Source organism: Gordonia sp. NPDC003504, from assembly GCF_053587995.1.
In genome coordinates, this window is sequence record NZ_JBSFPC010000003.1 from 144,151 (window position 1) to 170,565 (window position 26,415).

Below are 26,415 nucleotides of genomic sequence, written 5' to 3' on the forward strand. Positions count from 1 at the left end.
TCGTCCCTGGATTGCTCAGCGCATCGAATAGTGGAAGGTGATCGGATACCCGTCGTCGCTGTGGCCGGCGATCTCTATCTCGGCGTGGCCACGCATGTCGGCGAGGCCGCCGGTGCCGAGCCCGTCGACGATGTCGAGACGTTCGTGCACCCCGATGGCATCGTGGGAACCGTCGTGGCGCAGGACCAGTGTTCCGTCGTGCCCGTCGATGGACCCCTCGAAGGCCTGGAGACCGAGCGTCGGGGCCTCGGTGCCCTCGATGTAGGCGATCAGATAGGCGAGCGTGCCGGTCCCGTGAACGTCACCGGAGTAGTCGTAGGACACGTCGGCGCGGGTGAACCCGTGTGCCGGGTAGGCAACGCCACTGATTTCGACGGTGCGGTCGTCGCGGGTGTAGACGGGGGTCTCCGACCAGGCGGTCACCTGGAATGTGCCCGTTGCGGTGTGTGTCGTCGTGGTTGTCATGTTCTCAGGCTGCCGCGTCGCCGCAGCCGGGTCTTGAACAAACACGACATCAAGCCCGACACTGGAGGCGATGAGCGAGAACGCATCCGCCGACGCTGCCGGTGGCACCGATGAGCCGGAGGGACGCGGCCGATCGGCGATCATTACCTCCGTCGGCGCCGCGCCACTGCAGATCACCCGTCATCGGCCGACGCCGGACCTGGCGCTGTGGCTGGATTACATCTGGATCGTCCGCTGGGCCGTGGACACACCTGTTGTGCAGCAGGTGATTCCGCAACCCGTGGTGCATCTCGCCGCCGAGGGCGGACGACTCAACGTTAACGGGGTGGGGGATCTGCATTTCTCGCGAACCCTCGCCGGTCGCGGACACACCGTCGGAATTGCGTTCCGCCCGGGTGGTTTTCGCGGATTCTCGAACGAGCCGGTGAGTACTCTGACCCGATCGGTGATGCCGCTGGAGACCGTGCTGGGCGTCGACGACCGGCCGATCGCGGCGACACTCCTCGACCCGGAGCGTGGTGACACCGATCTCGTCGCCGCCGCATGCGACTGGCTGGAACGGCTCGGGCCGCGTGCGGATCCGGTGATCGGGGAGGTTGGAGCGCTGGTGGACGCCGCCGAACACGATCAGGACCTCACCCGGGCCGAGCACCTGGCCGCGCTTGCCGGCGTCAGCCTGCGGACACTGCAGCGGCAATTCGGCGACTACGTGGGAATCGGGCCGAAATGGGTCATCCAGCGATTCCGGATGCTCGACGTCGCGGCGGTCGCCAATGCGGGCGGTGACATCGACTGGGCGGAAACGGCTGTGCGCCTCGGATTCAGTGATCAGGCACATCTCACACGGGCATTCACACGGATCGTCGGGACCTCACCGGCCGCGTACTCGCGTAATCGCTGAACCCGACGATGTACCATCCGAAATCGACACAGTGGGTCATCGGGTGGGCAGTGGAGGTCGGCATGCCGAGAAAGATCACCGAATTCAGCAGGGACGGTTACGTTTTCGATGTCGTCGACTCCGGCCCGATCGCCGACGGTGATGAGACGTCGATACCGGTGATCCTGCTCCACGGATTCCCCGAGCGCGCCGACTGTTGGAGATCGGTGACCCCGCTCCTCAACGCCGCGGGCCTGCGCACCATCGCCCCCGATCAGCGCGGGTACTCGCCGCGGGCCCGACCCACGAAGGTGCGTGACTATCGGATCGCCGAGTTGGTGGCCGACGTGGTGGCCCTCGCGGACGCCGTGGAAGCTCCCAAAGTACATCTGGTGGGCCATGATTGGGGATCGATAGTGGCGTGGGCGGTGGCCTTGCGGTACCCGGACCGGTTGGCGACGCTGACCACGCTCGCCGTCCCGCATCCGGGTGCCTACATGCGCGCGATGCCCCGGGGGCAACTCCTCCGGTCGTGGTACATAGGCGTCTTTCAGATCCCCGGCCTGGTGGAGTGGCTACTGCCCAAGGCGTTGGCAAGTGAAGGCGCAGAAAGGTTCGGGCCCAAGGGACTTGCCGATAAGTTGCGCACCGACATCGTCGACTACGGTGCCCTGCCCGGCGGCCTCAACTGGTATCGGGCGATGCGGTACATGGACCGGGAACTGATGCGTCGCAAGACGACGGTTCCCACCACTTACATCTGGAGCGATGGCGACATCTACCTGTCGCGCGCGGGGGCCCGCGGATGTGCGGCGATGGTCGACGCGCCCTACGACTTCATCGTGCTCGAGGGTGTCGACCACTGGATTCCGGAGCGGCGGCCCGACGCGGTGGCCGACGCGGTCCTCGCCCGGATCGCCCACTCCGCCTGACGCTCTGGGATCCTGCTCAGTGGCGCAGGCGCCGCAGCAGCACCCCGATCACCGAGAGGGCCGCGATGATCGCGGCGGCGATCACCGGCACGCGGATCGGGAACGGGAGTTCGGTGGGGGCGCCGGCGCGCAACTGCGCGAACGTCGCGCGCTGGGCATCGGCCTCGGCGACGGCGTCGACGACCGGAGTCGCCGGCACCGGCGTCTCGACAACCGAGGTCTCGGCGACCGGTGTCTCGGCGACCGGCGTCTCGATGATCGGAGCCTCGTCGACTTGCGGTGTCGGCACCACGGTCGGCGGTTCCGGGGATGACGACGATGCCGCCGGATTCTGTGCCGCCGCGGGAGATCCGGCGTTCGGTGAGGTCTTGGGCGGAGCCTTCTTGGCCGGTGCGGTCCCGGCGCCCGGGGCCGGTTTCTTGGCGGCCGGGGCCTTCTTGGCGGGGGATTTCTTGGCGACCGCCTTCTTGGCCGGGGCTTTCTTCGCGGGAGCCTTCTTGGCGACCGCCTTCTTGGTGGGAGCCTTCTTTGCGGCCGGACTCTTCTTCGCGGGAGTCTTCTTCGCTGCGGCCTTCTCGCCGGCGGGTGTCGCGCCCGAGTTCTCGGGTGCGGGTCGGTCGACGGGGTCCACAGGATCCGATTCCGTCATCGTGAGGTCGCTCCCTTGCGTGTCACCGGGCCTTTCACCCGATCCTAGAGGACACCGGAGCGTTGCCTGGCAGCCGCACGCGCGGTTCGGTCAGGCCCGCACACCCAGGCGTGCCAGGATGTCGGCGTCGATGGCGCCGAGCTCATCCTCGATCGCGCGGTGGGCGGTGCGGCGCTGTCCGGACGACATGGCCTCCGACGCCTCCACCGCGATCGACAGGTTGTCCAGTCGCCCGCCCATGGTGTCGACGAATGTCTTCGCATCGTGCGAGGTGTCCTGAGCGGACACCTTCTCCAGCGCGGACCGGGTCGACGCGATGCGGGCGGCCAACGGCGCACCGTGACCCGAGTACTGGCGCAGCAATTCGGGCGAGACACCGGCACGATCGGCCTGCAGGGAGGTGATCCGGCCGCGTCCGGCCACCGCCGCGCGGTAGACGATCGGCGCGACGATGGGAGCCACCAGCCGCGCAACGGTGAGGTACCGACGAACACTGGCCGGGCTGAGGGGACGTGCGTCGGCGGCGGCCTTGGCCTTGGCGGCGACCGTCTTGGTCTCCGCCTCGGCGACCTTCACCTGGGCTTTCGCCACCTTGCGCTCGGCCTTGGCGGACTTGCGCGCCACCTTCTCGGCCACCTTGGCGTCGGCCTTGCGTTCCTTGTCGCGGAGTTTGCGTTCGGCCTTGAGCCGGGACTTCTCCGCCTTGCGACGGTCCTTCGACTCGAACTTGGCCTCGAGCTTGGCCTTCTTCTTCAGCGCCTTGGCCTCGGCGCGACGCTGAGATCGGCTCTTTCCGTCGGACGAGAACACACCCATCAGGGACCTTTCGCTGCGGACTGCCGGTGGCCGGTTCACCCGGGTGTCCGCGGAGGGGCCGGACCGGTGGTGACGTGAACCTGATCAAGCATTGCATAGGCTCGGGAGGAGGCGGTGGACAGGAAGCCAAAACACCCACGGCCGCCCGATCACGATGAGGAGAGGTGGTGAGGGGGTGAGGCCGGCCATCCTGCATGCGCGCGACCTCGCCGGCTGTGAGCACCGGCTCGCCTTGGATGTGTCGCATCCGCAACTGGCCGCCGACCGTCCCCGTACCGCCGAGGCCGTCCGACGCATCGAGGCCGCCAACTCCCACCGCGACCGGGTCCGCGATCTCCTGCGCGCCATGCACAGCGATCAACCGCCGGGCACCTTCGTCATCATCGGGCCGGAACGCACATCCGAACGCGTCGCGGCGACCCTGCGGGCCTGCGCCGACGGGGCGTCGTGGATCTGGAATGCCACCCTGCCCACCGACGTCGACGGCGGCCGGCGTGGCCACTCCGAACTCCTGGCGCGCGTCGGCGACGGGTACCTGCCGGTCATCGTCGTCAACCATCGTGTGTCCTATCCGGCGAAGGTGCGCCGAGACCTCACCCCCGACGCCACCCCGTTTCTCACCAGTCCGTTGTGGGGCTGGCTGCCCACCCACGATCCGTACCGCACCGGGCGTAACCATCGCCGCGATCAGATGCGATTGGCGCACCTCACCCAGATGCTGCTGGATCTGGGACTGGCACCGTCGGGTGACGAGTCGAGGTTGCTCGGCGGTTCCATCGGGCTGGATGCCGATTGCATCGTCGTCCACCGGACGGGGACGCTGCTGCGCGAGTACCGGGAGGTGTTCACCCGCCGTCAGGCGGTGGCCTCCGGCGACGTGCTGACCGCCGCCCGCCGGGTCTCGGAGTGCCGGAGTTGCCCGTGGTGGCCGCGCTGCGAACCCGAACTCGTGCAGCGTCGCGATGTCAGCCTGGTGGCGTCGGGAAATCAGGCCGACCTGCTCGTCGAGTCGGGGGTGACCACCATCGACCAGTTGGCGCGCCACCGCGGTCCGGCGCCGCAATCGTGGCCGTCGAACATCGCCTTCGACGATGCGGTGTCCACCGCGATCGCCTGGCTCGCCGACATCCCCCTCATCCGTCGTGTCGAGGAGCCGCAGGTGCGCCGCGCCGACGTCGAGGTCGACGTCGACATGGAGAGTTACGGCGAGGACGGCGCGTACATGTGGGGCACGCTGCTCACCGATCGCGTCGAGAGCGACCGGCCGGTGATCTACCGTGCGTTCGTCACCTGGCAGCCACTGCCGACCAGGGATGAGGCGCGCTCGTTCGCCGAGTTCTGGACCTGGCTGATGGCCGAACGTGCCGGCGCCCACGCCCAGGGCAAAACGTTTGCCGCATACTGCTATTCGCAACAGGCCGAGAACCGGTGGCTGCGGTCGACGGTCGATCGGTTCGCCGACGCCGACGGCATTCCGCCCCGGGCCGACGTCGAGGACTTCATCGCCTCGGACGAGTGGGTGGACATCTACGAGGCGGTGGGCGCGAACTTCGTCTGTCCACAAGGCAAGGGACTCAAGCGCATTGCGCCGGTGGCCGGCTTCACCTGGCGTGACGCCGAGGCCGGTGGTGCGGCGTCGATGGACTGGTACAAGCGGGCCGTCGGACTCGACGGTGTCGATGTCGACCTCTCCCAGCGTGATCGGTTGCTGGAGTACAACGAGGACGACGTCCGGGCGACGAAGGTGTTGCGCGAGTGGATGGTTGAGCCGGCTGCCCGGGCATTGCCGTTGCGCGACGACCTGCTGGCGTTTCGGCGGAGCGGATCCGATTCGCGCACAACGGCGTCGGACTCACACGCGCATCGAGCGTAGGGCCTCGAGGAAGGGTCCGCTGCCGATCAGTGCGACGGCACCCAGCAGCAGGAGCAGGCCGGGCGCGACGTCGCCGAGGAAATCGCGCACGCTCACCAGCGCCACCGATGTGCCGGGCGCGGCCTGCGGGACGTGAGGGGTGGGCCCCGACGTGCCTGCAGGTGTGACGGCGGGCTCGCCGGCGGTCGCGGGTGCGGGATCGGCCTGCGGTGCCGGAGGGTTGATGCCGGCCGACGGCGCGGCGGTCACCGAGCCGTTCGGTGCCGCCGGGGCCACCCGGGGCACGGCGACCTGGGGGGCTTGGGGTGCGGCGGCCGGACCGGTGGCGGGTGCGCCGGGATTGGCGGCGCCGGGATTGCCCGAGCCGGGATCGGCGCCGCTCGGACCGGGGGTGGCCGGTCGTCCGGGTGCCGACCCGAGGTTCGCCGACGGCACCGTCGTGGTCGGCAGGGTGGGTACCACGGCACCCGCACCTCCGCCTGTGCCGTGCCCGCTGCCACTTCCGGCGCCGGGCCCGCCCGGGGTGACCGTGAGGCCTCCCGACGAGGTGGTCGTGGTCGGATCGGTAGTGGTCGGGTCGGTCGTGGTGGGCTCGCTGGTGGTGGTCCCGGTCGACGGTGTGGTCGTCGGCCAGTGGTGGCCACTTCCCGGACCCGTGCCGGTGCCGGTCCCGGTGCCACTGCCGTGGCCCGGCGAGTCATGCCAGGGGTGTGCGGCGGCCAGGCCGACGCCGGGTCCGAGCGTGAGGGCGATCGTGGCGGCGCCGAGCAGTCGCGTCAGCCGCAGTCGTCGTCCCGCCACGAAAACCCTCTCCGTCCCTCGTCTGTTCATCATCGTTCGTTCATCGCCGGTTCACCCGACGGCGGCTTTCGTCTCTGCGTGATCACGGTGCGATCACAGCGCGATACACGCCCGGTATCAGAAGTGTGACCAACAACACAGTAACGTCAGCCGCGCTGGCAGTGGCCTCGCTCTGCGTATGTATGCGGCCGTCGGGTAATTATTGATGATAGCGGCCGTTGCGCGCGATCCAGTTTGAGGTATTTAATGTTTGCACATGCAAGCTTTAGTTTCGGAGAGTAGATGATGACCACTCGAGGGGATGACATGTCCACAGATCGTGCGACAGGATCCGAGCGACCGGTCGATACCGACCCGGGACTCTTCGCCCGCCGGCTCGAGGAACTGTTCCGTACCGTTCCCGGACCCAACGGACGCGCCTACAGCGCCAAGGCGATCGCGGCGCGATCCACCGAACGTGGATTCCGCCTCGGCGAGTCCTACCTCAGCCAGCTGCGCTCGGGGAAGGCCAAGTCGCCGTCGTTCCGCACGGTGGAGGGCATCGCCGCGGCGTTCGGCGTCGACGTCCACTACTTCCTGGAGGATCGCGCGGCCCAGCGCACGCGCGACGAGATCGACCTGATGCGCCTGCAGGCCGACACCAACGTGCAGCTCGCCGCGTTCCGTCTGGCCGGGCTGTCCAGCGATTCGGTGACCGTCGTCAACGAACTCATCAAGGTGCTGCGCGAACAGCAGGGCCTGCCGAAGGATCCGCCCGACATCGTCGCCGCCGGACTCACCGAGGACCAGGGTGATGCGCTGCTGCGAGTCGTCGGCGGCAAGGAAACCCAGGACTGACGATCGGCTTCGGTAACCGCCGTCGGCCTTCGCGGAAACCTTCGTCGCAGGCGGGGGACGGTTCGGTGATGCGCAGTCGCCGGGCCATGTGGTCGCTGTGCAGGTCGACGCTGAGTGGCCTCGACCTCGACCTCCCGCTCGACGTGGATCAGCTCTGTGAACGCCACGGACAGCGGCGGGGTCGTCCGATCCGCGTCGTCGCACATCCCCTGCCGGCCGGCGTCCCCAACGGGATCTGGCTCGCGGCCGAGGACGCCGACTACTTCTTCCATCAGGCGAACACCACCCGCTGGCATCGCGATCAGATCGTCATCCACGAGTTCGCCCACCTCATCGCCGGGCATCAGATGCTCAGCGATCTGCCGACCGTGATGGCCGGGCTCAGCGCCGCCGACACCGAGGCGACGTTGCGGCGCACCTGCTATGACGATGTCCGCGAGGCGGAGGCCGAGACCATCGCCTCGATGATCCTCACCTGGGCCGCCGAGGCCAATGACGGCGTCGGGCGCAGCGCATCGGATACCGATGTTCGTGGACTGCAGCGTCTGCTGGGAGGCCACAAGGGATGGCTGTGATGGCCGCGCAGTGGACGGCGGCGGCCGCGACCGTCAACGTGCTCGCCGTGGTGGTGTTCGTCTCGGCGTTGTGCTGGCGGCTCGATCAGATCCGGCGGTCCGGCGGCGGACTGCAGGCGGTGGCGATGACGATCTCGGTGGCGGCCCTCACCCTCGCATTCGCGGTCTCCAACGCGTCGGCGGCGCGCACCCTCGACGACGTCGTGTTCGCCGGGGCCGCCCGGGTCGCGCTGTACGGCCTGCTGGCGATCGGGGTGGCCGGTCTGATCGTCGTGTTCTTCTATCCACGCGATCGGGTGACGCGGGAACGCCGCGCCGGAGTCGAGGCGGTTCCGCTGGTCGCGGCGCTGGTCGGGCTGCAGGTCAGCCTCTACCTGGTGCCGTCGGACATGCGCACCGCGTCGATGAGCGAATGGACCCTGACCAACTGGGGTTACGCGGCGTTCTATCTGATCGCGACCGGGTATCTCGCCTACGGGTTCCTGGCCTGCCTGCGCAGCGTCTGGCAGTACCTGGCGCTGGCGGACGGCTATCTGCGGCACTCGTTGTCGATGTTGATCGGCGGGCTGGGGCTGCTCGCCGTCGCCGCGATCACCGAGATCGTCTACGTCCTCGGAAACGCGAGCGGGCTGGTGCACCTGCAGGGGCTGTTGACCGCGAGCCGGGTGATCGCCGTTCTCGGCGTCGTCGGATTCCTCCTCGGCATCAGCTACCCGATGGTGCAGGCGCGGTGGCGTGAACTCGCCTCCCGCCGACGGCGGCGGAATGCGGCGCGCCGGCTGCTGCCGCTGTGGACGCTGGTGACCGACGCGGTGCCCGAGGTGGTGCTGCCGGGCACAGATGACTTGTCGCCCACCGCATTGCTGCATCGCCGCGTCGTCGAGATCCGGGATGCGCTGACCCAGCTCAGTCCGTTCCTCCCGCCGGTCTTCGACTATGCCGAGGCCGACGTCGCGGCCCGGATGATCCGGCGAGCCGTCGACGAACGGCTGGCGCAGGGACCGCGGGCCGGTGCCGTGCGCCACCTGCTGCCGGCCACCTCCGACACCCTCGAGGGTGATGCCGAACCGCTGCTGGCCGTCTCCGAGGCGCTCGCCGCCGAGACGATCACCTCCGAGACGATCACCACCGAGGCGACCACCTCCGAGGCCGTCACACCCGTTGTCGGGGAACAGGATTCACCCGACATCGCGGTGCGGGCCCGCCACCGCAAGGGGTAGCGGGCCCGCACCGGGTCGGCGTGTTCTCGCCTCAGCGCGGTGCCATCCGCAGCGCACCGTCCATCCGGATCGTCTCGCCGTTGAGGTAGTTGTGCGTGACGATGAACTCCGCGAGCTGCGCGTACTCGGTGGGCTCGCCGAGTCGCTGCGGGAACGGGATCGCCTCGGCCAGGGTCTTCTGGAACTCGGGGGTGATGCCCGCGAGCATCGGGGTGCTGATCGTCCCGGGGGCGATCGTGCACACGCGCACACCGACCTGCGCCAGGTCGCGCGCGGCGGAGATGGTCATCGCGTGCACACCGCCCTTGGATGCGGCGTAGGCGATCTGACCGATCTGGCCCTCGAAGGCCGCCACCGACGCGGTGTTGATGATGACGCCGCGGGCGCCGTCGTCGTCGACGGGTGCTTCCTTCTGCATCTGGTTGGCGGCCAGGCGCATCACGTTGAACGTGCCGACCAGGTTGATGTCGATGACCTTGCGGAACAACTCGAGGTCGTGCGGACCCTTCTTGCTCAGGATGCGCGAGGCCCAACCGACGCCGGCGCAGTTCACCGCGACACGCAGTGGGGCGCCGGACGCGGCGATGGTGTCGATGGCGGCCTGGACCTCGTCCTCGCTGGTCACATCGGTGGCGATGAGCGTGACACCGCCCACGGGCTCGGCCTTGTCGATCGACGGCTGCAGGTCGAGGCCGAAGACCTCGGCGCCTGCGGCGGCGAAACGGGCGGCGGTGGCGGCGCCGAGGCCGGAGGCGGCGCCGGTGACGATGACGGAGGAGCCGGAGACGTCCATCGGGTGTCCTTTCGGGGAGTCGGCCGAGCGTTCGCTCGGTACCCCGTCACCCTAGACAGTCGCCGGCCGGCCGCTCATCCCGACCCTGCCGCACTCAGTGGCCCGGCTCGTCCCCGCCCGGTCCTTCGCCGTGCGCGTGTGCGAGCACCTGCTGGGCCTCGTCGAGTCGGGCCCGCACCCGCCGGCGATGCACCCGGTGGATGTAGACCGAGCCGACGCCGATCAGCACGACGACCGCGGTGACGGTGCCGACGATCACCGGGGTCGAGGCCACCGACAGGCCTTCGTAGAGCAGCCAGGCCGCGAAGACGAAGAACAGTGCGGCCGCACCGAGTGCGATGGTGCGTTCGGGGAGGTGCTTGCCGAGGACGGCGCCGACGGCGATGGCCAGCGCGTCGGCGGCGACCATACCGATGGTCGATCCGATCCAGACGCCGAGCCAGTTGTTGTCGGTGGCCAGGGTGATGGTGGCCAGCATCGTCTTGTCGCCGAGTTCGGCGAGGAAGAACGACGACATCACGGCGAAGAACACCGAGGCACCCACGCGGTCGGCCTTGCTCTGCTCGTCGTCGTCGAGGTCGTCGCCGCGCAGGGTCCACAGGCCGAAGATCAACATCGCCAGACCGCCGACGATCGAGATCAGATCCGACGGGATCGACAGGCCGAGGAAATGGCCGAAGAAGACCGACACCGCGTGCACCGCGGTGGTGGCGACGGTGATCGCGGCCAGCACGATCCACCACTTGTAGCGCAGGGCGTACGTCATGGCCATCAGCTGCGACTTGTCGCCGAGTTCGGCGACGAAGATCACGCCGAAGCTCAACAGGAGGGCAGCGATCATGAAGGCCAGGTTAGACAGCCCTCAGTGATGTGTGCAACGTCTCGCTGATCCGTATTTATGCAGGTAGGGGACTCAAAACCAGGAGTTAGGGTGCCCTGAAAAACAGATCCGGATGCTCACGCCGCGAGCAGCATCGCCAGCACCGCGGTATCGGGGTCGGCGTTGGGATCGATCCCCACCTTGTTGCGCAGCGTCACCACGGTTCCGTCGGCCTCGGCCTCGGCCCACCCGGCCCGGTGCTCGAGGCCGAGTTCCGGCAGTCCCGGCAGCAACACACAGCCGGAGGCGACGTCGGCGCATTCCGGCAGGGACGGACGGGTCCGTGACGGCGGATGCAACATGAACAACGCCGGCGGATTGGTGAGGAAACGCCCGGCCTCGAGGAAACTGTCGTCGACGACGTTGCCCACGGCCACCATCATCCCGACGGTCTCGGTGTCGGCGTCGTCGGGATGCTCCTCGACCACCCCGAAGATCGTGGTGGTGGGCAGGAACCCGGGACGGCAGGCGATGCGGACCGAGGCGACGAGCGTCTGGGTCCATTCCAGCGTCGATTCCGGCCAGCGACCGGAGATCAGGATGCCGTTCAGTTCACCTTCCTGGTGAACGGGTGTGAGTCCGATGGGGATCGACTGCATGGTGTCTCCCTTCCGCGCAGGTGACGAGCGAACCGGATGCGAACGACCGGTGGAAAAAGAATCCACCCTGCCCCTGCGCCGGACAACTCGAAACACCGGATGTGACGGTTCTTTTACATCGCGCGGCGCAGGACTCTCCGGCAGGTACGTCGGTGGGCACAGGCACACTGGACGGGTGCGAAGAAAGACCGATACATCGTCGACGGGGTCGGCCGGTGTGCGTGGACCGTTGCGGCCGGTGGAGATCGCCACGATCGCGATCTTCGGCGGACTGGCCGTCGCCGCGGTCGTGGTGGCCGCGGTCATCCCGCTGGCCAGTGCCGTCCGCGTGCTCGCCCCGGTGCCGCTGGCACTGATCGCGGCGCGAACCCGCCCCCGTGCCATGGTCGCCGCGGCGGTGGCCAGCACCGGTGTGGCCTTCGCGATGGCCGGGTCGGGTGCGGCGTTGTCGGTGTTCGGGTCGGCGGTCCTCGGCGGCATCATCGGCGAGATCAAACGTCGCGGTCGGGGCGTGCCGACGATGCTGGCAGCCGCACTGGTCACCGCACCCCTGGTCACCGCGGTCACCGTCGGTGTGTTGTTCCTGCTCAAGCCGCTGCGCGAGCTGGTGCTCGCCGCGATGCGCAACAGCATGGAGGGACTCGGCCGCTGGGTTGCCAAGGTCCCGGGCCTGAGCGGTGTGGGCGACTTCCTCAAGGGCTTGGGCACCAACATCGCCGACTACTGGTGGGCGTGGGTGCTCGTGTCGGGGACCGTCGGGACGTTCATCACGATCGTCGTCGCCTGGTGGATTCTGGGTGCCATCATCGCCCGGTTGGCCGATGTGCCGAGCGAGGACACCCTCGACGCCGGTGACGCCGCCGGCTCCGGGGTCGACTCCGCGGTCGGTTCCGGGATTGTCGCGCCCGTTCCGATGACGCTGCGCGACGTCGAGTTCGCCTACGAGGCGGGCGGTCGGCGCATCCTGCGCGGCGTCGACCTCATCATCGAGCCCGGTGAGTTCGTGGCCGTCGTCGGGGCCAACGGTTCGGGGAAGTCGACGCTGGCCAAGGTGCTCGCCGGGCGCAGGCCGTCGGCGGGTGCGGTGATCCGTCCCGGGCTCGCCGGCCTGGGTCGGGCCGGCGGCACCGCGATGGTGCTGCAACGCCCGGAGACCCAGATGCTGGGCTCGCGGGTGGCCGACGACGTGGTGTGGGGTCTGCCACCGGAGACCGAGGTGGATGTGGATGCGTTGCTGGCCGAGGTGGGTTTGGCCGGACTCGGCGAGCGGGAGACCTCGGACCTGTCCGGCGGTCAGCAACAGCGTCTCGCGATTGCCGGTGCGCTGGCCCGCGATCCCGCGCTGTTGATCGCCGACGAGGTGACCTCGATGGTCGATCCGGTCGGTCGGGAAGAGATCATGGCCCTGCTCACCGAACTGCCCCAACGACGCGGCGTGGCCGTCGTGCTGATCACCCACCGGGCGTCGGAGGCGCGGTCGGCCGACCGCGTCATCCACATCGTCGACGGCCGGGTGGCGCCGACGCCGCCGGAGTGGATGGCACCGGAGGCCCAGCGCGTCGAGGCACTCCCGGAATCCATCGGCGACACCCACGCCATCCGCAGTCGCCGACCGCTGTTGCGTCTGGCCGGGCTCGGACACGTCTACCTCGCGGGTTCACCGTGGGAGGTGCGGGCGCTGCATGACGTGTCGCTGCACGTCGATCGCGGCGACGGACTGCTCATCGTCGGTGGAAACGGTTCGGGCAAGACCACTTTGGCGTGGATCATGGCCGGACTCATCGCCCCTACCGAAGGGTCCTGCGAACTGTTCGTCGACGACGAGTGGCAGAAGGTCACCGACTCGGTCGGCGAGGTCGGGCTGGCCTTTCAGCATGCACGGCTGCAGATCCAGAAGCAGAACGTCGGCGACGAGATCATGGCCGCGGGTGGTGAGAAGGTCGGCACCACCGAGGTGGCCCGCGTCCTCGAGGCCGTCGGATTGCCGCGGTCGATGGCGGCGGCGCGCACCGACTCGCTGTCGGGCGGTCAGATGCGTCGCGTGGTCCTCGCCGGGTTGCTGGCGCGCACCCCGGAGATCCTGGTGCTCGACGAACCGCTGGCCGGACTCGACCCGGGTGCGCGGACCGAGGTGATCGGGGTGCTCGCGTCACTGCGGCAGGCGGGGATGACGATCGTGATCATCTCCCACGACTTCTCGTCGTTGGAGCAGGTGTGCGACCGGCGGGTGCATCTGGTCGGCGGCGAACTCACCGCCGGGGGAGAAGAGATGCCCGGGGGACCGGGCGGTGCGGTCTGGCCGGTGCGTGGCGAGGGAATCAACGCAGAGGGGATCAACGCCAAGGGAATCAACGCCGAGGGGACGATCGAATGACGATGCGGACGGTGCCGCTGCGGCAGGTGCCCGGCGATTCGGTGATCCACCGCCTCTGGGCCGGGACCAAACTCCTCGTGGTGTTCGCGCTGAGCGCGATGACGTGGGTGCTGCCGTCGTGGCCGGCGCTGGGCATGGTGGCGGCGGTCCTGGTGATCACCGCGCTGCTCGCCGGAATCCCGTTGGGCGCCATCCCCCGACCGCCCTGGTGGTTCTGGGGACTGATCCTCGTCGGCGCCGCGGTCAACGCCGCCGTCGGGCTGAGCGCGGTGGTGATCTTCCTGCGGGCGACGGCCCTCGGGTTGGTGTTGCTGGGGACGTCAATCCTGGTGATCTGGACGACGCCGCTGGCCGAGGTCGCGCCCGCGGTGGCCACCCTGATGCGACCGCTGCGATGGTTGCGGCTGCCCGTCGACGAGTGGGCGGTGTCGATCGCGTTGTGTTTGCGTGGGCTGCCGATGCTCATCGAGGAACTGCGACTGCTGCGTGCCGCCCACCGCCTGCGGCCGACCGCGCCCGCCAACTCCGGGCATCCCGCCGCGGAGATGGGCATCATCGACATGGTGGTCGCCGCGATGAGTTCGGCGCTACGACGCAGCGAGGAGATGGCCGAAGCGATCACCGCTCGCGGCGGCACCGGCCGGTTGACGGCCTACCCGTCGCGGCCCCATCGTCGGGACTGGGTGGTGCTCGCGGTGATCGTGGTGGCGTGTGCCGCGGCGATCACGGCGACGGTGGTGTGGTGAGGCCGGTGTTCTGAGGGTCGGCCGCTAGGAGAGCGCGAGGGTGATGACGGTCAGCACCGCCGCGACCGCGCCGATGATCTGCATGAACTTCACGGACATCTTCCTGCCCGCGACGTTCTTGTTGACGGCTTCTTTGACCCACATCAGCGCGAAGTAGAAGACCAGGAACCAGGCGATCCCGGCAGCCAGGAGCAGCCCCGTCGGTGCGCCGCTCAATTCTCCCGACGCCATGAACATGGTGGTGACCCCCAGTTGTCGTGAAGTGACCCGTAGCCTCTCATGTCCGACGTGGCCGGCGTGACCGGGCCGGTCGGGTGAATGACGCCTGGAAACGGCACAGGGTGCCGCACGCGTGAGCGTGCGACACCCTGTGGCGGTGTGAGTTTAGTTGGGGCACTCGACGCTGAAACTCCACTTGGTGTCGACGTCGTCGGTGTTGACCCGGACCTCGATCTGGGTGGAACGTCCGGCGGGCAAGGTGATCCGGACCGAGTCGCTGGGGCCTCCGCTCAGGGTGTGGCCCTGTCGGTTGGCTTCTGCACTGTTAGTGCCTCGCCAGCCGGTGGTGTAGACCTGCTTGCCGTCGTAGAGGATGTCGAACTTGTCGGGGATGTTGATGGTGTTGTATTCAAACGTAAACGTACTGGGTCCGCGCTTGTTGAGCTCGATGGGGAAGTACGACGGATTCGCGCTGTACTCGCCACCCTGTGCGCCGCCGGGGCATTGCTGCAGCGGTGCGCGTCGTTCGTTGAGCTGGGTGCCTTGATCCGAGTCGGCGGTCGGCGGCTGGCTGTACGCCGGGTCCTGGGTTCCATCGGCATGGGCGACGGCGGGTGCGGCGACGGCGAGGGCGGCGGCGGACAGGCCGACGGCGGCCAGCGTTCGCGAGGTGCGGTTGAGCACGGAATCTCCTTCGGGGACATCAGGTGTCGGGGGACAGCAGTGCGACGCTAACCGCACGTGTCGCGACCCCGATATCGGCCGTTCGGGGGATTCACTCGCCGATCGTGTCAACTGTTCGGACGAAAACCGATGTGTGTCACCAGGATTGGTGACACCAGACGGAGGGTCGGTGTCCTCGGTTCTGACGACAACGGCGGCCGACCCCCTTTTCGGGGTCGGCCGCCGTTGAGGTCTGTCCAGCGATCAGGCGGGGACGATGAGTCCCTTGCCCTGGCTGGTCGCACGGGCGAAACGCTCGGCGGCGTCGGCCCAGTTGACCACGTTCCACCAGGCCTTGACGTAGTCCGGCTTCACGTTCTGGTAATCGAGGTAGAAGGCGTGCTCCCACATGTCGAGCATGACGACCGGGATGATCGCGGCGGGGATGTTGCCGCTCTGGTCGGTCAGCTGCAGGGTGACGAGGTTGCCGCCGATGGTGTCGTAGCCCAGGATCGCCCAGCCCGAACCCTGCAGGGTGGTGGCCGCGGCGGTGAAGTGGGCCTGGAACTTGTCGAAGCCGCCGAACTGATCGTCGATGGCCGCGGCCAGGTCACCCTCGGGCTTGTCGCCACCGTCCGGCGACAGGTTGTTCCAGAAGATCGAGTGGTTGGTGTGTCCACCGAGGTGGAACGACAGGGTCGCCGACAGTCCGTAGACCTTGCCCGCGATGGTGCCGTCTTCGCGTGCCTCGGCCAGCTTGGCCAGGGTGTCGTTGGCGCCCTTCACGTAGGTGGCGTGGTGCTTGTCGTGGTGGAGCTCCATGATCCTGCCGGAGATGTGCGGCTCCAGTGCCGCGTAGTCATAAGGGAGATCCGGCAAGGTGTATTCGGCCACGGTATTCCTCTCTGTGCATATACCCTTTGGGCACATACCGTCTGGGGGTATTGCTTCTCAACTATCGACACGCGCGGAATCGTCTGGGTGGACGACGCATCGCGGACCCTTCCACCCTTACGCAGTGGTTGACCGAATGCAACAAAATCGACCCAACAAACTTCAACCCTGGTTGAGGTCTGTGGGTCGTGTCAGGTACTCGATGGGCTCCGAATATCGTTGCCCGAGAATCGATGTGGACTTACATGAGGGCCAGGATGCCCAGCAGGATGAGGAGTCCGAAGATGCTGGCGCCGATGCCCATGCAGGAGGACCGGACGTCGTAGGTGGCGCGGGGCGTACTCGGGCCACGGGTGATCGATCGCAGGTTGCGCGTCGCATCTGTGGCCATCGCGGTCCTCCACTGAGGGTGTGAGAGACCCGGGCGGAGCAGGTCTCGGGCTCGACGGGAATAAAGCGCTGTGGTGATCGGTGTCACATCCCGTGTGGCTCAACTTAAGCACAGTCGGACGGCCGACTCAAATGAGGCCCGGAACTCCTTGCGTAGGATTGACCCATGTCATGGCTTGACGAGCTCTTCGCGTCCCGGTCCGGAAAGCAGCAGCTCATCGATGCCGACGCGGCATTACCGGGCCGGAGCACCCCGGTGCCGCTCGCGCCGGAGAACATCGTGCTGCATCACCCGATGCGGGGTTCGGGTTTCGAGAACGGCACCGGCATCGGCACCTTCGACGACGGATTGCAGGCGGTCGTGCTGGCCGGCGGCTGTTTCTGGGGTGTCGAGGAGATCTTCTGGCAGGTGCCGGGTGTGTGGACGACGGCGGTGGGATACGCCGGCGGATACACCCCGAATCCGACCTACGAGGAGACCTGCACCGCCCGGACCGGGCACACCGAATCCGCGCTGGTGGTCTTCGACCAATCGCAGGTCGACCTGCGCAGCATCTTGAGGACCTTCTGGGAGACCCACGACCCGACACAGGAGATGCGTCAGGGCAACGACATCGGAACCCAGTACCGTTCGGCGATCTTCACCACCTCGGCCGCCGACGCCGACCTCGCCCGAGAATCGGCGACCACCTTCCAGACCGCGCTGGATGCGGCGGGACTGGGCCCGATCACCACCGAGGTCGCACCGCTCGATCAGGCCGGTGACGGACACTTCTACTACGCCGAGGACTACCACCAGCAGTACCTGGCGAAGAACCCGCACGGGTATCGCTGCCACGCGGCCACCGGAATCACCTTCCCGGGCTGAGACACGTGCCCGAACCCATCTCGGTCGGTCAGTGGAATCGCACGCTGCTGCACCGTCAGCATCTCCTCGCGCGCGCCGACGAGGACGCCATCGAGGTGATCGATCGCATCGTCGGCATGCAGTCGCAGGATCCGCGAGCGGCGTTCTTCGGATTGTTCTCCCGCATCGACGGCTTCGAACCCGGCGAACTCGACGATCTGCTCACCGATCGTCAGGTGGTGCGGATGGCCCTGCTGCGCGGCACCATCTTCCTCGTCGACGGCGACGACGCACGCTGGATCCGGCCCGTCGCACAGGAGGCCTTCGACACCGAGATCCGCGCGATCCATCGTGGCCGTCTGTCCGAGGCCGATCCGTCGGAGGTGATCACCGCCGCGGTCGACATCCTGGCCGGGCGGTCTGTCGGTGGTGCCGAACTCGGTGCGACGCTGTCGCAGCGGTTCCCCGAAGAGCAACCCGCCACCCTGGTCGCCGTCGCCCGGTGCGGCCTTCCGCTGGTGCAGATCCCGCCGCGCGGGATGTGGCGGGGTCGGGGTGCGGTGACCTACCGGTTGCTCGACGAGTGGATCGGTCCCGGCGAACCCGCCCTCGTCGGCGACGAGGCGCGCCGGGAACTGATCCGGCTCTATCTGCGCGGATTCGGTCCGGCGTCGGTGCCGGCCATCCAGACGTGGTCGGGGCTGCGTGGACTCCGGCCCCTCGTCGAGGAGATGGAACGCGACTGGGAGCTGCAGTGCCACACCGGCCCGGACGGTCAGACGCTCTACGACCTCGAGGGTCTCGATCTGATCCCCGCGGACACCCCGGCACCGGTCCGACTCATCGCGCCGTTCGATCACATCCTGGTCGCGCAGGCCGACCGCGCGCGGATCGCCGACGAGAAACTGTTCGCCCGCACCGTCACCCCCAATGGCCGCTCACCCGGTTTCGTGCTCTGCGACGGCCGGCTCGCAGGAACCTGGTCACTCGCCGACGACGGACCGCGTGTCGACCTCTTCGTCGAGCCCTCTCGTCGCGTGGCGGGCGAACTCGACGGCGAGGTGGACCGGCTACGTGCCTGGCTCGCTGCGGGAGACTGAGCCCGCCGGTCACCGCCTCAGTCGCCGGTGCGGGGATTGCGGTCGGTGATGCAGTAGCGGCGTCCGGCCGGATCCATCATCACCGCCCACGAATCGAAACGCTCGACCATCGTTGCGCCCCAATCCTCGTGGCGGGCGATCTCGTCGTCGACCGAGGTGGTCGCCAGGTCCAGTTGCGCGGTCGCACGCAATCCCCCCGCCGTCGCCGCCGACCCGTCGAAGGGTAAGCGCTGCAACAGGATTCCCAGGGCCAGGCGTGGATCTCGCTGGAGGCGGACGAATTCGGGGCGACGCGCGGGCAGGGTGGGTCGTCCGGTCAGCTCCGACCAGAAGGACACCTCGCGGTCGAACAGGAAGTCCGGGACGTCGATGCACACCTGGTCGATGATGCTGATGGTGTCCTCGGGCCAGCGGATCGGACGGGATCGGCGCGCGGTCGCGGCCGCGGGGACCAGGCAGAACCGCAGACCCGCCGGTGATTCCATGACCAGGAACGACGCGTTGTCGGCCGCCAGGACGGCGCCGAGTGCGACGGCCTCGTCGGCGGCGGCCCGCACATCGTCGGTGTGGATGTCGACGTGCACGCCGCCGACGCCGGACTCGATCCGCTGGACCCGCAGGTGCGCATCGCCGTTGAAGGGTTGCAGCGTCGCGAACTCCCGATGCTCGCCACGTGGCGGCGACACCGTCGAACCGGCGATGGCCCGCCAGAACGTGACCTCACTGCCGAACTGCCGCGCGGGAAAGTCGAGGAACGCGGTGAGCCACCGGATCTGCACGTGAGCAGTGTAGGTGGTGGGTGTGCGGATCAGGCGTCGCTAGACTCGGCGAGATGACTGCTGCAGCGATCAAGCGGATCGCCAAGAAGCTCGGCCGCGCGCGTGCGGAGAAGGTCGCGGTGGTGCGACTCGACGGCGTGATCGGTCACGTGGGGCCCGGGCGGGCAGGGCTGACGACGACGTCGGTGGAATCGGTGCTCAAGCGGGCGTTCGAGACCGAACATCTGCGTGCGGTGGTCATCGTCGTCAACTCGCCGGGTGGATCGCCCACGCAGTCGGAGTACATCGCCGAACGCATCCGTCAGCTCGCCTCCGAGAAGGGTGTCCGGGTTCTCGCGTTTTGTGAGGACGTCGTGGCCTCCGGCGGTTACTGGATCGCCTGCGCCGCCGACGAGATCTATGCGGCACACACGTCGCTGGTCGGGTCGATCGGCGTGGTGTCGTCGGGATTCGGCTTCACCGATGTGATCGCGCGGCTGGGCGTCGAACGGCGTCTGTACTCCGCGGGGGAGAACAAGGTGCGGCTCGATTCGTTCTCGCCGGTCAACGCCGACGATGTGGCGTGGCTCGAGGGACTGCAGGGTCAACTCCACGAGACGTTCATCCGGTGGGTACGTCAACGTCGCGGCAAGCGCCTCGAGGGCGACGACGCCGCGCTGTTCTCCGGTGACGTGTGGATCGGCGAGAAGGCAGCCGCACTCGGCCTCGTCGACGGTGTCGGCGTGATGCGGTCGGTGGTGGCCGAGCACTATCCGGATGCGGAGATCGTCACCGTCGACGCGCCGAAACCGCTGCTGACACGCATCCTGGGCGATCAGGTGCATGCGGCGGTTCTGGCCGAGGATCTCATCGGTGGTGCGGTGCGTGCACTCGACGGCGCCAGTGGTGTGCGTTTTCGTTGATTGATTGATCCACTTGCGGCGTGTTGTCCCCACGTTATCCACAGGACCTGTGGATTTCAGTGATTTGTCAAGCCGGTCGGTGGGCGTGTACTGACGTGAACACTGTGCGGAATGTTCGCACACATCGAGTGACTCCGATCACAATTGCTGGTGCGCGTAGTGCGATTCTCCACAGATTCCACAGTCTCATCCACAACTTGAGCCTTGGCTGGTGACGCAGGTCACAGCCCGGTATCGCCGCATGTGGATAGCGTTATGCAGTCCTACATAGTCTGTTGGCGGGCGGTTCGGGCACGTCAAACCGGCTGTCCCGCGATCGACGGTCACACGAAGCATCCCAGGGTGTCGGGCCGCGGCGTTGGGCAGGCGGGCCTCGGCGCGCAGCCGCCTATGCGAACATGGATCGGTGAGCATGGGAGAGATACCGCAGGTTCCCGTGACGGAACTCCCGGACGATTTCACCGCCGACGCCGACCGCGTTCTCCTCGACGTCCGTGAGGACGACGAGTGGACGGCCGGGCACGTCCGCGGCGCCGTCCACATCCCGCTCGGCGACGTGCCGGGCCGGCTCGACGAGATCGACCCCGACGCCGATCTCTATGTCATCTGCCATTCGAGCGGCCGGTCCATGCGGGTCCTGCAATACCTCGAACGGGTCGGATACGAGGGAACCTGCGTGCAGGGCGGCATGCTCGCCTGGGTGCAGAACGGCAAGCCGGTGCAGACCTCCGGTCCGACCGGAGCGGGACCTGCCTGACCATGCTGGATCTGTGTCCCCGCTGCCGTATTCAGGCGCCGCATCGCCCTGGTCGTGACCGCTGCCCCCGGTGCGGTGGCCCGCTGACCGTCGTCGCCGACGATGTCGAGGCGAGTGCTGTCGTCGCCCGGTATCAACAGTCCGGACCGCCACCGCCGCCACCACCGCCCATCCGGTCGGCGTCGCACATATACGGCAGCCGAGCGGTGCGGTGGATCGCGCGACGTCCCGCCGACACCCTGCCGCCGCCACCCGCGCCGCACCGGGCGGTGTCGCATCGGATCCCGCGCTACGCCTACATCCCGCAATGGGGTCTGCTCGATGCGCCGGTGTCACCCGACGACGGGCCGTCGGCGACAACGCGCCTGACGAACGCGCTGGCCGGCGGTCTGCGGGTGGTCGGATTGGTCCTCGTGGCCTCGGCGGTGATCCACCTGTTCCGCTATGTCCTGTTGGCGATCAACCGGACGAGCACCCTTCCGGAATGGCTGATCACCTTCAGCACCATCCTCGTGCTCGTCGCCGGGGTGGCGGCCCTCGGGTGCTACGTCTACGCCACCGTCGTCTTCGTCCGGTGGCTGCTCGCCAAGCGCACGGAGGCCTATGCCGCGGCGGGGTATCTCGATCCGCGGCCGCGATGGATGAGCATCCCCCTGGCAGCGATCCCGCTGGTCAACGTGGTCGGTGCACCGCTGCTCATCCAGGAGGCGGCCGTGATGACCGGCGGCTCCGACGCCCGGGGGTCATCACGACTGCGCACGCTGTGGGTGGCGTGGGTCCTGGTCAACGCCGTGGCGGTGCTGGCCGCGATCACCTGGTGGGTGGCCGCCGAATCGGGGTCTATCCAGACCGGGGCCAACGCCGTGCTGATGGTGGTCATCAGCGCGGCGGTGTCGGCGGTGTTCGCCCTGTGGGTGGGCCCCCGACTCATCGCGATCTTCGATCGCACCCACGTCGACGCGGCCCCGCATCGGCGATGGGTGGTGGCCGCATGATCGGCGACCAGGTCTCCCGGTCGGGCAAGCCCGCCGTCGTCGCCCATCGCGGTGCGTCGGCCGATCACGCCGAACACACCCTCGCGGCCTATGAACTGGCCCTCGCTCAGGGCGCCGACGGTCTGGAATGCGACGTCCGGCTCACCGCCGACCACGAGTTGGTCTGCATCCATGACCGCACCGTGGACCGCACGTCGGACGGATCGGGCGTGGTCAGTGAGATGACCCTGCCGCAGTTGCGTGAACTCGATTTCGGGAGCTGGCACAACGCCGGCAAGCCCGCGCAGGTGCTCACGCTGACCGAGTTGCTCACCCTCACCCTCGATTGGCGCCGGCCGGTTCGGCTGTTCATCGAGACCAAACATCCGGTGCGGTTCGGCAGTCTCGTCGAGCAGCAACTGCTGTCCACGCTGCACGATTTCGGGGTCGCGACGCCGCCGTCGGCCGACCACAGCCGGGCCGTGGTGATCTCCTTCTCGTCCTCGGGGGTGTGGCGGATCCGTCGGCACGCGCCCATGCTGCCGACGATCCTGCTCGGCGAGACGGCACGGGTGCTGGGCGGCAGCGCCGCCACGGCGGTCGGGGCGACGGGCATCGGCCCCTCGGTGGAGACCCTGCGGTTGCATCCGGATCTGGTGGACAAGGCCGCCGCGGCCGGTCGGGTCACCTACTGCTGGACGGTCGACGAGTTGGCCGACGTGCAACTGTGTGCCGACCTCGGGGTGCGCTGGATCGCGACGAATCATCCGCAGAAGGTGCGCGACTGGCTGGTGACCGTCGACTGACGGCCGGGCCCCATGTTCGGCCGGGCCACATGAGAAGGTGGACCGATGGGCAAGAAGAGCAAGCGGGGAAGTGGGCCGCGTCCGGGGAGCAATCGAGCCGAGCGGGTCGCGGCGCGTAAGGCACGGCAGGCGGCCGCGCTGGTCGCCCCGCCCCGGCCGTTCGCCGGGCTCGCCGCCGAATGTGATCTGGTGGCCCTGCACACGTTCGTGTCGTCGGCGACCGCGGTCCTCGACCTCATCGAGCCGGGGCCGCCGCCGGTCGAGTTGACGTCGGTGATGCCGGATGAGACCGCGGTGTTGCCCCCGGTGCCGGCCGGGACCCGCAACGAGGTGATCCTGGCGACCATTCTGCCCGGAGCCGTCGCGGCGATCACCCGGGAATCGCGGGGCCGGACCCAGGGTCTGGTGGCGCTGCAGTCCGATCCCGAACCGGACGACCTCGCTGCGGCGCTCGCCGGCGCCATCGACTGGGCCGCGCATAGCGATCCCGGCGGCGAATTGCGGGGTGCATCAACGGAATCCGATCTGCGTCTCACCGATGTGCTCAACGCCGACGCCGATCTGTCGATCACCGTGCACGGCGACTTCTCCTGGTGGTTTCCTCCGGGTACTGAAGTGCCGCAAGAGATCTCGGTGATGCTCGACCGCGCGAACGACACCATCATGCCGACCGCACGGTTGAACGTGACGAGTGGCAAGGGTGCGCCGTGGTGGGTCGATGCCGGGGAACGCGCCCACCTGCGGTGGGTGCGTCCCGAACCCGAGGACGAGGTGATGACGGCGCTGGCACGTCTGCATGCCGCGGGTCGGCTGACCCTGGGTGAGGGATCGCGGTTCGCCGGGTCGTTCCGCACGCTGGGGTTGTTGGTGCCCGTCTTCGACCTGGACAACGAACGTCACCACGAGGAGTGGTACGACGGACTCGATCAGTTCGACACCTGGCTGTCGGAGGCGCTGACCGAGACCGGCGACCTCACCACCGCCGAACGCAGTTCCCGGGACGGTCTGCGCGGGCGGCAGGTCACAATACGCTGATGCGCCCGTCGGCCCGGGATCGGCGGGTACGCGATGCGGCCGCACCGAATCCGACGAGCAGGCTGGCCATGAGCGCCGCGGCGAGCACCGCCGACGGCCACCACCGGCCCACCCCGTCGACCAGTGCCGCGGCGGTGTGCGTATTCGACGTGCTCGCACCCAGGTAGAACGCGACGGCGAGGAAGGTCAGCAGGCTGCCATAGACGGCGGCGAGCACCGCGAACCATCGCGGCACGGTCGTCGATCGGGTCGTTCTCCTGGTGTGGCCCGAACGGGCAGGGCGGCCGGAGGAGGCGGGGCTGTTACCGCTTCGTGATGCCATGGGACCACCCTGCCGCATAGGGCTGAAGAATGGCTGAACATCACCGGAGATTCACCCAGATCGTGGGATCAACCCCGGGTTGTTCGACCGGACCCTCTCAGAGGTTGCCGCCCGCGGCCACCGGTGCCATGGCGTCCCCGGTGCTGCCGCCGGCGAACTCGCGTTCGACGAAGTTCTCCAGATCGAACAGGTTGCCGTTGGCGCGCTCGGCGATGGTCTGCAGGGTCGTCATCGTGGCGACCTCCTCGACCTGCTCCTTGAGGAACCACTGCATGAACTGCTCGCCGAGGTAGTCGCCGCTGTCGCGGGCCGACTTGGCGAGGTCGACGATCTGCTGGGTGACCCGTCGTTCCTGGTCGAGCGCCAACTCGATCGGCGCCTTGTAATCGTCGAATTCGGTTCGCGGGGCCTCGATTCCGGGGATGGCCACCTGGATGTCACGGTCGAGGAAGTACTGCACGATCATCATCGCGTGATTGCGTTCCTCGACGGACTGCTGATAGAAGTGCTTGGCCAACTGCGGCATGTCGTGGTTGTCGTAGTAGACGGCGACGGCGATGTACTGCTGTGACGCGGCGAATTCGTGGCCGACCTGGTCGTGGAGCAACTGGTGGAACTTGGTCGATTCGGTAGTGGTCATGTGTCCGATTCTACCGGCCGATCCGCCCGGTTTCGGCTCAGTTGACCCTTACTGAGGCCAGTCTGACCTTGGTTGATGCGCTCGGCCGCACCAGGATTCGCCCGGCAGCACCGGCCGCACCGGCGCGGCCTCACTGCTGCGGGATCTGCCTGCCCATGCGGATCGCGTCGAAGAACTCCGTGGTGGAGTCGTCGACCGCGAGGGAACTGCCGTCGTCGGTGTCGACGGCACCACCGTTGGGGGTGGTCACCGTCTGTGGCGAGCTGCGTAACCACCACGCGAGCATGGCGAGATTCCAGATGTGGGTGCCGTTGTCGACGGTGAGGGTGTCGACGACGCCGTTGACGAAGGGGAACAGGCGAAACGGGTTGGCGATGACCGACGGGCTGGTCGCCTTGGACATCAAGGCGGCCAGGAACTTTCGTTGATTCTGAACTCGCTCGAGGTCGGCGTTGGGGAAGTTGCGGGTCCGGACGAACCCGAGAGCCTGTGCGCCGCCCAGTGTTTGGCATCCGGCCTGCAGGTTCAGGCCGGCCTTGGGATCGCGCAGGGCGGTGTCGATACAGATGTCGACGCCGCCGACGGCGTCGACGAGTTGGTCGAATCCCCCGAAACCGATCTCCGCGTAGTGGTCGATGCGCACCCCGGAGAGTTGTTCGACGGTCTGCACCAGTAGCTGCGGACCGCCGAAGTTGAAGGCCGCGTTGATCTTGTGCTGCCCCTGCCCGGGAACTGGGACGTAGAGATCACGCGGGATGCTGATGATCGACGCGTCCCCGGACGGCGGCTTGTAGACCATCATGATGGTGTCGGTCCGTGCGCCGTCGCTGTCGCCGGTGGCCAGTTCGCGCCGTTGCTCCTCGGTGAGATCGGCGCGGGAGTCGGTGCCGACGATCAGCCACGTGGTACCGGGGGTGTCGGCGGGACGGCCCGCATACGGCGCGAGGGCGTCGACCCGGTGCAGCTTCGAGTCGTAGTAGAACATCAACGCGATCGGCGTGACCAGTGCGACCAGCAACGCCACGAGGAAGATCGTGCCGACGCGGCGACGGGTGAATCGCCGGCCGGGCCGGCCCGGGGACCGACGAAATGCCGACATGCGACGTCGGCGGGGCGGCTCCGAACCCGCCGAACGGGGTGCGGCCGGTGGGCGCGGCGGTTGGTCTGCGCCGCGGGGGCGCCGCTCGGGTGGCCGCCGGTCGGGGGGAACCGGCCGGCGGTCGCGGTCGGGAACCGGTTCGGGTTTCTGCGTCGGTGCGTACGCCGATTGCGAATACGCCCGGGGCGGTGGGGCCGCGTCACGCGGGTCGGCGACCCGTACGGTCGGCGGCTCGGCGAACGCCGGCGCCGCGTGCCGGGACGGCGCACGTTGCGGTATCGGGAACTGACCCGACTGGCCGGCCGGCAGACGTGGCGGACGGTGGCCCTGCGGACCGGGTGCGGGGAACCTGTCGCGACCGGGTTGCTGCGGTGGGGCCTGACGTGGCGGGTTGTGGCGTCCCATCGGGTTCTGCTGTGCCCGGTTCCGCTGTGCCCGGTTCTGCGGTGGCGGGACCTGCCACTCGGGCGTGACGCCGGGCGGGGGTTGGGGTGCCGGATTCCGTCGGCGCGGGGGCGGCGGCGCGGAACCGCGGCGCCCCACGGGAG

At 68.2% G+C, this 26,415-nt stretch carries 30 protein-coding genes; 15 read left to right on the forward strand and 15 right to left on the reverse strand.

From position 1 onward, the window contains the following. Positions 1–15 precede the first annotated feature (15 nt). Positions 16–465 carry a DUF3224 domain-containing protein gene (locus tag ACWDPV_RS08265; protein ID WP_449742545.1) on the reverse strand — a complete coding sequence of 150 codons (450 nt, stop codon included), beginning with the start codon at positions 463–465 and terminating at the stop codon, positions 16–18. A gap of 70 nt (positions 466–535) precedes the next feature. On the opposite strand from ACWDPV_RS08265, the gene ACWDPV_RS08270 reads away from it, so the two are divergent. Together ACWDPV_RS08270 and ACWDPV_RS08275 are read left to right on the forward strand one after the other, a co-directional pair. Then, positions 536–1,366, forward strand: coding sequence for a helix-turn-helix domain-containing protein (locus ACWDPV_RS08270; protein WP_449742546.1), 831 nt, complete (start codon positions 536–538; stop codon positions 1,364–1,366). A gap of 62 nt (positions 1,367–1,428) precedes the next feature. Continuing rightward, positions 1,429–2,277: an alpha/beta fold hydrolase gene (locus ACWDPV_RS08275; RefSeq protein WP_449742547.1), complete on the forward strand. Its 849-nt coding sequence runs from the start codon at positions 1,429–1,431 to the stop codon at positions 2,275–2,277. Between the two features lie 16 nt (positions 2,278–2,293). Here ACWDPV_RS08275 and ACWDPV_RS08280 read toward each other — a convergent pair whose 3' ends face one another. Further along, positions 2,294–2,926, reverse strand: coding sequence for a hypothetical protein (locus ACWDPV_RS08280; protein ID WP_449742548.1), 633 nt, complete (start codon positions 2,924–2,926; stop codon positions 2,294–2,296). Between the two features lie 90 nt (positions 2,927–3,016). Beyond that, positions 3,017–3,742 carry a DUF6474 family protein gene (locus tag ACWDPV_RS08285; RefSeq protein WP_348807170.1) on the reverse strand — a complete coding sequence of 242 codons (726 nt, stop codon included), beginning with the start codon at positions 3,740–3,742 and terminating at the stop codon, positions 3,017–3,019. A 175-nt stretch (positions 3,743–3,917) separates the two neighbouring features. Here ACWDPV_RS08285 and ACWDPV_RS08290 point away from each other — a divergent pair, with 175 nt between their 5' ends. Beyond that, positions 3,918–5,615: a TM0106 family RecB-like putative nuclease gene (locus ACWDPV_RS08290; RefSeq protein WP_449742549.1), complete on the forward strand. Its 1,698-nt coding sequence runs from the start codon at positions 3,918–3,920 to the stop codon at positions 5,613–5,615. On the opposite strand, the gene ACWDPV_RS08295 is transcribed toward ACWDPV_RS08290, so the two are convergent. Then, a complete protein-coding gene (locus ACWDPV_RS08295) occupies positions 5,595–6,416 on the reverse strand; it encodes a hypothetical protein (RefSeq protein ID WP_449742550.1) in 822 nt (273 codons plus the stop codon). The genes ACWDPV_RS08290 and ACWDPV_RS08295 overlap by 21 nt on opposite strands. A gap of 285 nt (positions 6,417–6,701) precedes the next feature. Between ACWDPV_RS08295 and ACWDPV_RS08300 the strand changes: the two genes are divergently transcribed. From ACWDPV_RS08300 to ACWDPV_RS08310, 3 genes are all read left to right on the forward strand, one after another. After that, complete coding sequence (locus ACWDPV_RS08300) at positions 6,702–7,253, forward strand: XRE family transcriptional regulator (RefSeq protein ID WP_425476225.1); 552 nt, start codon at positions 6,702–6,704, stop codon at positions 7,251–7,253. A gap of 68 nt (positions 7,254–7,321) precedes the next feature. After that, a complete protein-coding gene (locus ACWDPV_RS08305) occupies positions 7,322–7,828 on the forward strand; it encodes a hypothetical protein (protein WP_348807166.1) in 507 nt (168 codons plus the stop codon). Beyond that, positions 7,819–9,048, forward strand: a complete 1,230-nt coding sequence (locus ACWDPV_RS08310) for an MAB_1171c family putative transporter (RefSeq protein WP_348809324.1) — start codon at positions 7,819–7,821, stop codon at positions 9,046–9,048. The genes ACWDPV_RS08305 and ACWDPV_RS08310 overlap by 10 nt, the downstream gene beginning before the upstream one ends. Positions 9,049–9,079: 31 nt before the next feature. Here ACWDPV_RS08310 and ACWDPV_RS08315 read toward each other — a convergent pair whose 3' ends face one another. From ACWDPV_RS08315 to ACWDPV_RS08325, 3 genes are all read right to left on the reverse strand, one after another. Next, a complete protein-coding gene (locus ACWDPV_RS08315) occupies positions 9,080–9,841 on the reverse strand; it encodes an SDR family NAD(P)-dependent oxidoreductase (protein WP_348809325.1) in 762 nt (253 codons plus the stop codon). Positions 9,842–9,935: 94 nt separating this feature from the next. Further along, on the reverse strand, positions 9,936–10,682 hold the full coding sequence (locus tag ACWDPV_RS08320) for a TMEM165/GDT1 family protein (protein ID WP_348809326.1): 747 nt from the start codon (positions 10,680–10,682) through the stop codon (positions 9,936–9,938). Between the two features lie 116 nt (positions 10,683–10,798). Then, positions 10,799–11,320, reverse strand: a complete 522-nt coding sequence (locus tag ACWDPV_RS08325) for a peptidase (protein ID WP_348807162.1) — start codon at positions 11,318–11,320, stop codon at positions 10,799–10,801. A gap of 175 nt (positions 11,321–11,495) precedes the next feature. On the opposite strand from ACWDPV_RS08325, the gene ACWDPV_RS08330 reads away from it, so the two are divergent. Both ACWDPV_RS08330 and ACWDPV_RS08335 read left to right on the forward strand, forming a co-directional pair. Then, positions 11,496–13,694: an ABC transporter ATP-binding protein gene (locus ACWDPV_RS08330; protein WP_449742551.1), complete on the forward strand. Its 2,199-nt coding sequence runs from the start codon at positions 11,496–11,498 to the stop codon at positions 13,692–13,694. Then, positions 13,691–14,440, forward strand: a complete 750-nt coding sequence (locus ACWDPV_RS08335; protein ID WP_348807160.1) for an energy-coupling factor transporter transmembrane component T family protein — start codon at positions 13,691–13,693, stop codon at positions 14,438–14,440. Before ACWDPV_RS08330 ends, ACWDPV_RS08335 begins: the two co-directional genes overlap by 4 nt. Positions 14,441–14,464: 24 nt before the next feature. Here ACWDPV_RS08335 and ACWDPV_RS08340 read toward each other — a convergent pair whose 3' ends face one another. The 4 genes from ACWDPV_RS08340 to ACWDPV_RS08355 all read right to left on the reverse strand — a co-directional run bounded on the left by ACWDPV_RS08340 (position 14,465) and on the right by ACWDPV_RS08355 (position 16,607). Continuing rightward, the gene (locus ACWDPV_RS08340; RefSeq protein ID WP_449742552.1) at positions 14,465–14,671 is read right to left on the reverse strand and encodes a hypothetical protein; all 207 of its coding nucleotides are present in this window, start codon (positions 14,669–14,671) and stop codon (positions 14,465–14,467) included. 153 nt (positions 14,672–14,824) lie between these two features. Next, entirely contained in the window at positions 14,825–15,343 is a 519-nt protein-coding gene (locus ACWDPV_RS08345) for a hypothetical protein (protein ID WP_348807158.1), read from the reverse strand. 243 nt (positions 15,344–15,586) lie between these two features. Continuing rightward, the gene (locus ACWDPV_RS08350) at positions 15,587–16,216 is read right to left on the reverse strand and encodes a superoxide dismutase (protein ID WP_348809330.1); all 630 of its coding nucleotides are present in this window, start codon (positions 16,214–16,216) and stop codon (positions 15,587–15,589) included. Positions 16,217–16,457: 241 nt separating this feature from the next. Next, a complete protein-coding gene (locus ACWDPV_RS08355) occupies positions 16,458–16,607 on the reverse strand; it encodes a hypothetical protein (RefSeq protein WP_449742553.1) in 150 nt (49 codons plus the stop codon). Positions 16,608–16,772: 165 nt separating this feature from the next. Between ACWDPV_RS08355 and msrA the strand changes: the two genes are divergently transcribed. Next, positions 16,773–17,474 (forward strand): peptide-methionine (S)-S-oxide reductase MsrA, encoded by a 702-nt coding sequence (gene msrA, locus ACWDPV_RS08360; RefSeq protein WP_449742554.1) that lies wholly within the window; start codon positions 16,773–16,775, stop codon positions 17,472–17,474. Between the two features lie 5 nt (positions 17,475–17,479). Continuing rightward, positions 17,480–18,553, forward strand: coding sequence for a winged helix DNA-binding domain-containing protein (locus tag ACWDPV_RS08365; RefSeq protein WP_449742555.1), 1,074 nt, complete (start codon positions 17,480–17,482; stop codon positions 18,551–18,553). A gap of 17 nt (positions 18,554–18,570) precedes the next feature. On the opposite strand, the gene ACWDPV_RS08370 is transcribed toward ACWDPV_RS08365, so the two are convergent. After that, complete coding sequence (locus ACWDPV_RS08370; RefSeq protein ID WP_449742556.1) at positions 18,571–19,332, reverse strand: VOC family protein; 762 nt, start codon at positions 19,330–19,332, stop codon at positions 18,571–18,573. 53 nt (positions 19,333–19,385) lie between these two features. Between ACWDPV_RS08370 and ACWDPV_RS08375 the strand changes: the two genes are divergently transcribed. The 5 genes from ACWDPV_RS08375 to ACWDPV_RS08395 all read left to right on the forward strand — a co-directional run bounded on the left by ACWDPV_RS08375 (position 19,386) and on the right by ACWDPV_RS08395 (position 23,806). Beyond that, the gene (locus ACWDPV_RS08375; protein WP_449742557.1) at positions 19,386–20,234 is read left to right on the forward strand and encodes a S49 family peptidase; all 849 of its coding nucleotides are present in this window, start codon (positions 19,386–19,388) and stop codon (positions 20,232–20,234) included. Positions 20,235–20,646: 412 nt separating this feature from the next. Then, positions 20,647–20,991, forward strand: a complete 345-nt coding sequence (locus ACWDPV_RS08380) for a rhodanese-like domain-containing protein (RefSeq protein WP_449742558.1) — start codon at positions 20,647–20,649, stop codon at positions 20,989–20,991. A gap of 2 nt (positions 20,992–20,993) precedes the next feature. Then, the gene (locus ACWDPV_RS08385) at positions 20,994–21,986 is read left to right on the forward strand and encodes a DUF4328 domain-containing protein (RefSeq protein WP_449742559.1); all 993 of its coding nucleotides are present in this window, start codon (positions 20,994–20,996) and stop codon (positions 21,984–21,986) included. Then, the gene (locus ACWDPV_RS08390; protein ID WP_348807149.1) at positions 21,983–22,771 is read left to right on the forward strand and encodes a glycerophosphodiester phosphodiesterase; all 789 of its coding nucleotides are present in this window, start codon (positions 21,983–21,985) and stop codon (positions 22,769–22,771) included. Before ACWDPV_RS08385 ends, ACWDPV_RS08390 begins: the two co-directional genes overlap by 4 nt. A 45-nt stretch (positions 22,772–22,816) precedes the next feature. Further along, positions 22,817–23,806, forward strand: coding sequence for a DUF5926 family protein (locus ACWDPV_RS08395; protein ID WP_449742560.1), 990 nt, complete (start codon positions 22,817–22,819; stop codon positions 23,804–23,806). On the opposite strand, the gene ACWDPV_RS08400 is transcribed toward ACWDPV_RS08395, so the two are convergent. The 3 genes from ACWDPV_RS08400 to ACWDPV_RS08410 all read right to left on the reverse strand — a co-directional run bounded on the left by ACWDPV_RS08400 (position 23,793) and on the right by ACWDPV_RS08410 (position 26,272). Continuing rightward, positions 23,793–24,128, reverse strand: coding sequence for a hypothetical protein (locus ACWDPV_RS08400; protein WP_449742561.1), 336 nt, complete (start codon positions 24,126–24,128; stop codon positions 23,793–23,795). The two genes, ACWDPV_RS08395 and ACWDPV_RS08400, sit on opposite strands and share 14 nt — an antisense overlap. A 97-nt stretch (positions 24,129–24,225) precedes the next feature. Then, entirely contained in the window at positions 24,226–24,768 is a 543-nt protein-coding gene (locus tag ACWDPV_RS08405; protein ID WP_449742562.1) for a ferritin, read from the reverse strand. Positions 24,769–24,898: 130 nt separating this feature from the next. Further along, entirely contained in the window at positions 24,899–26,272 is a 1,374-nt protein-coding gene (locus ACWDPV_RS08410) for an LCP family protein (protein WP_449742563.1), read from the reverse strand. Positions 26,273–26,415: the final 143 nt, after the last annotated feature.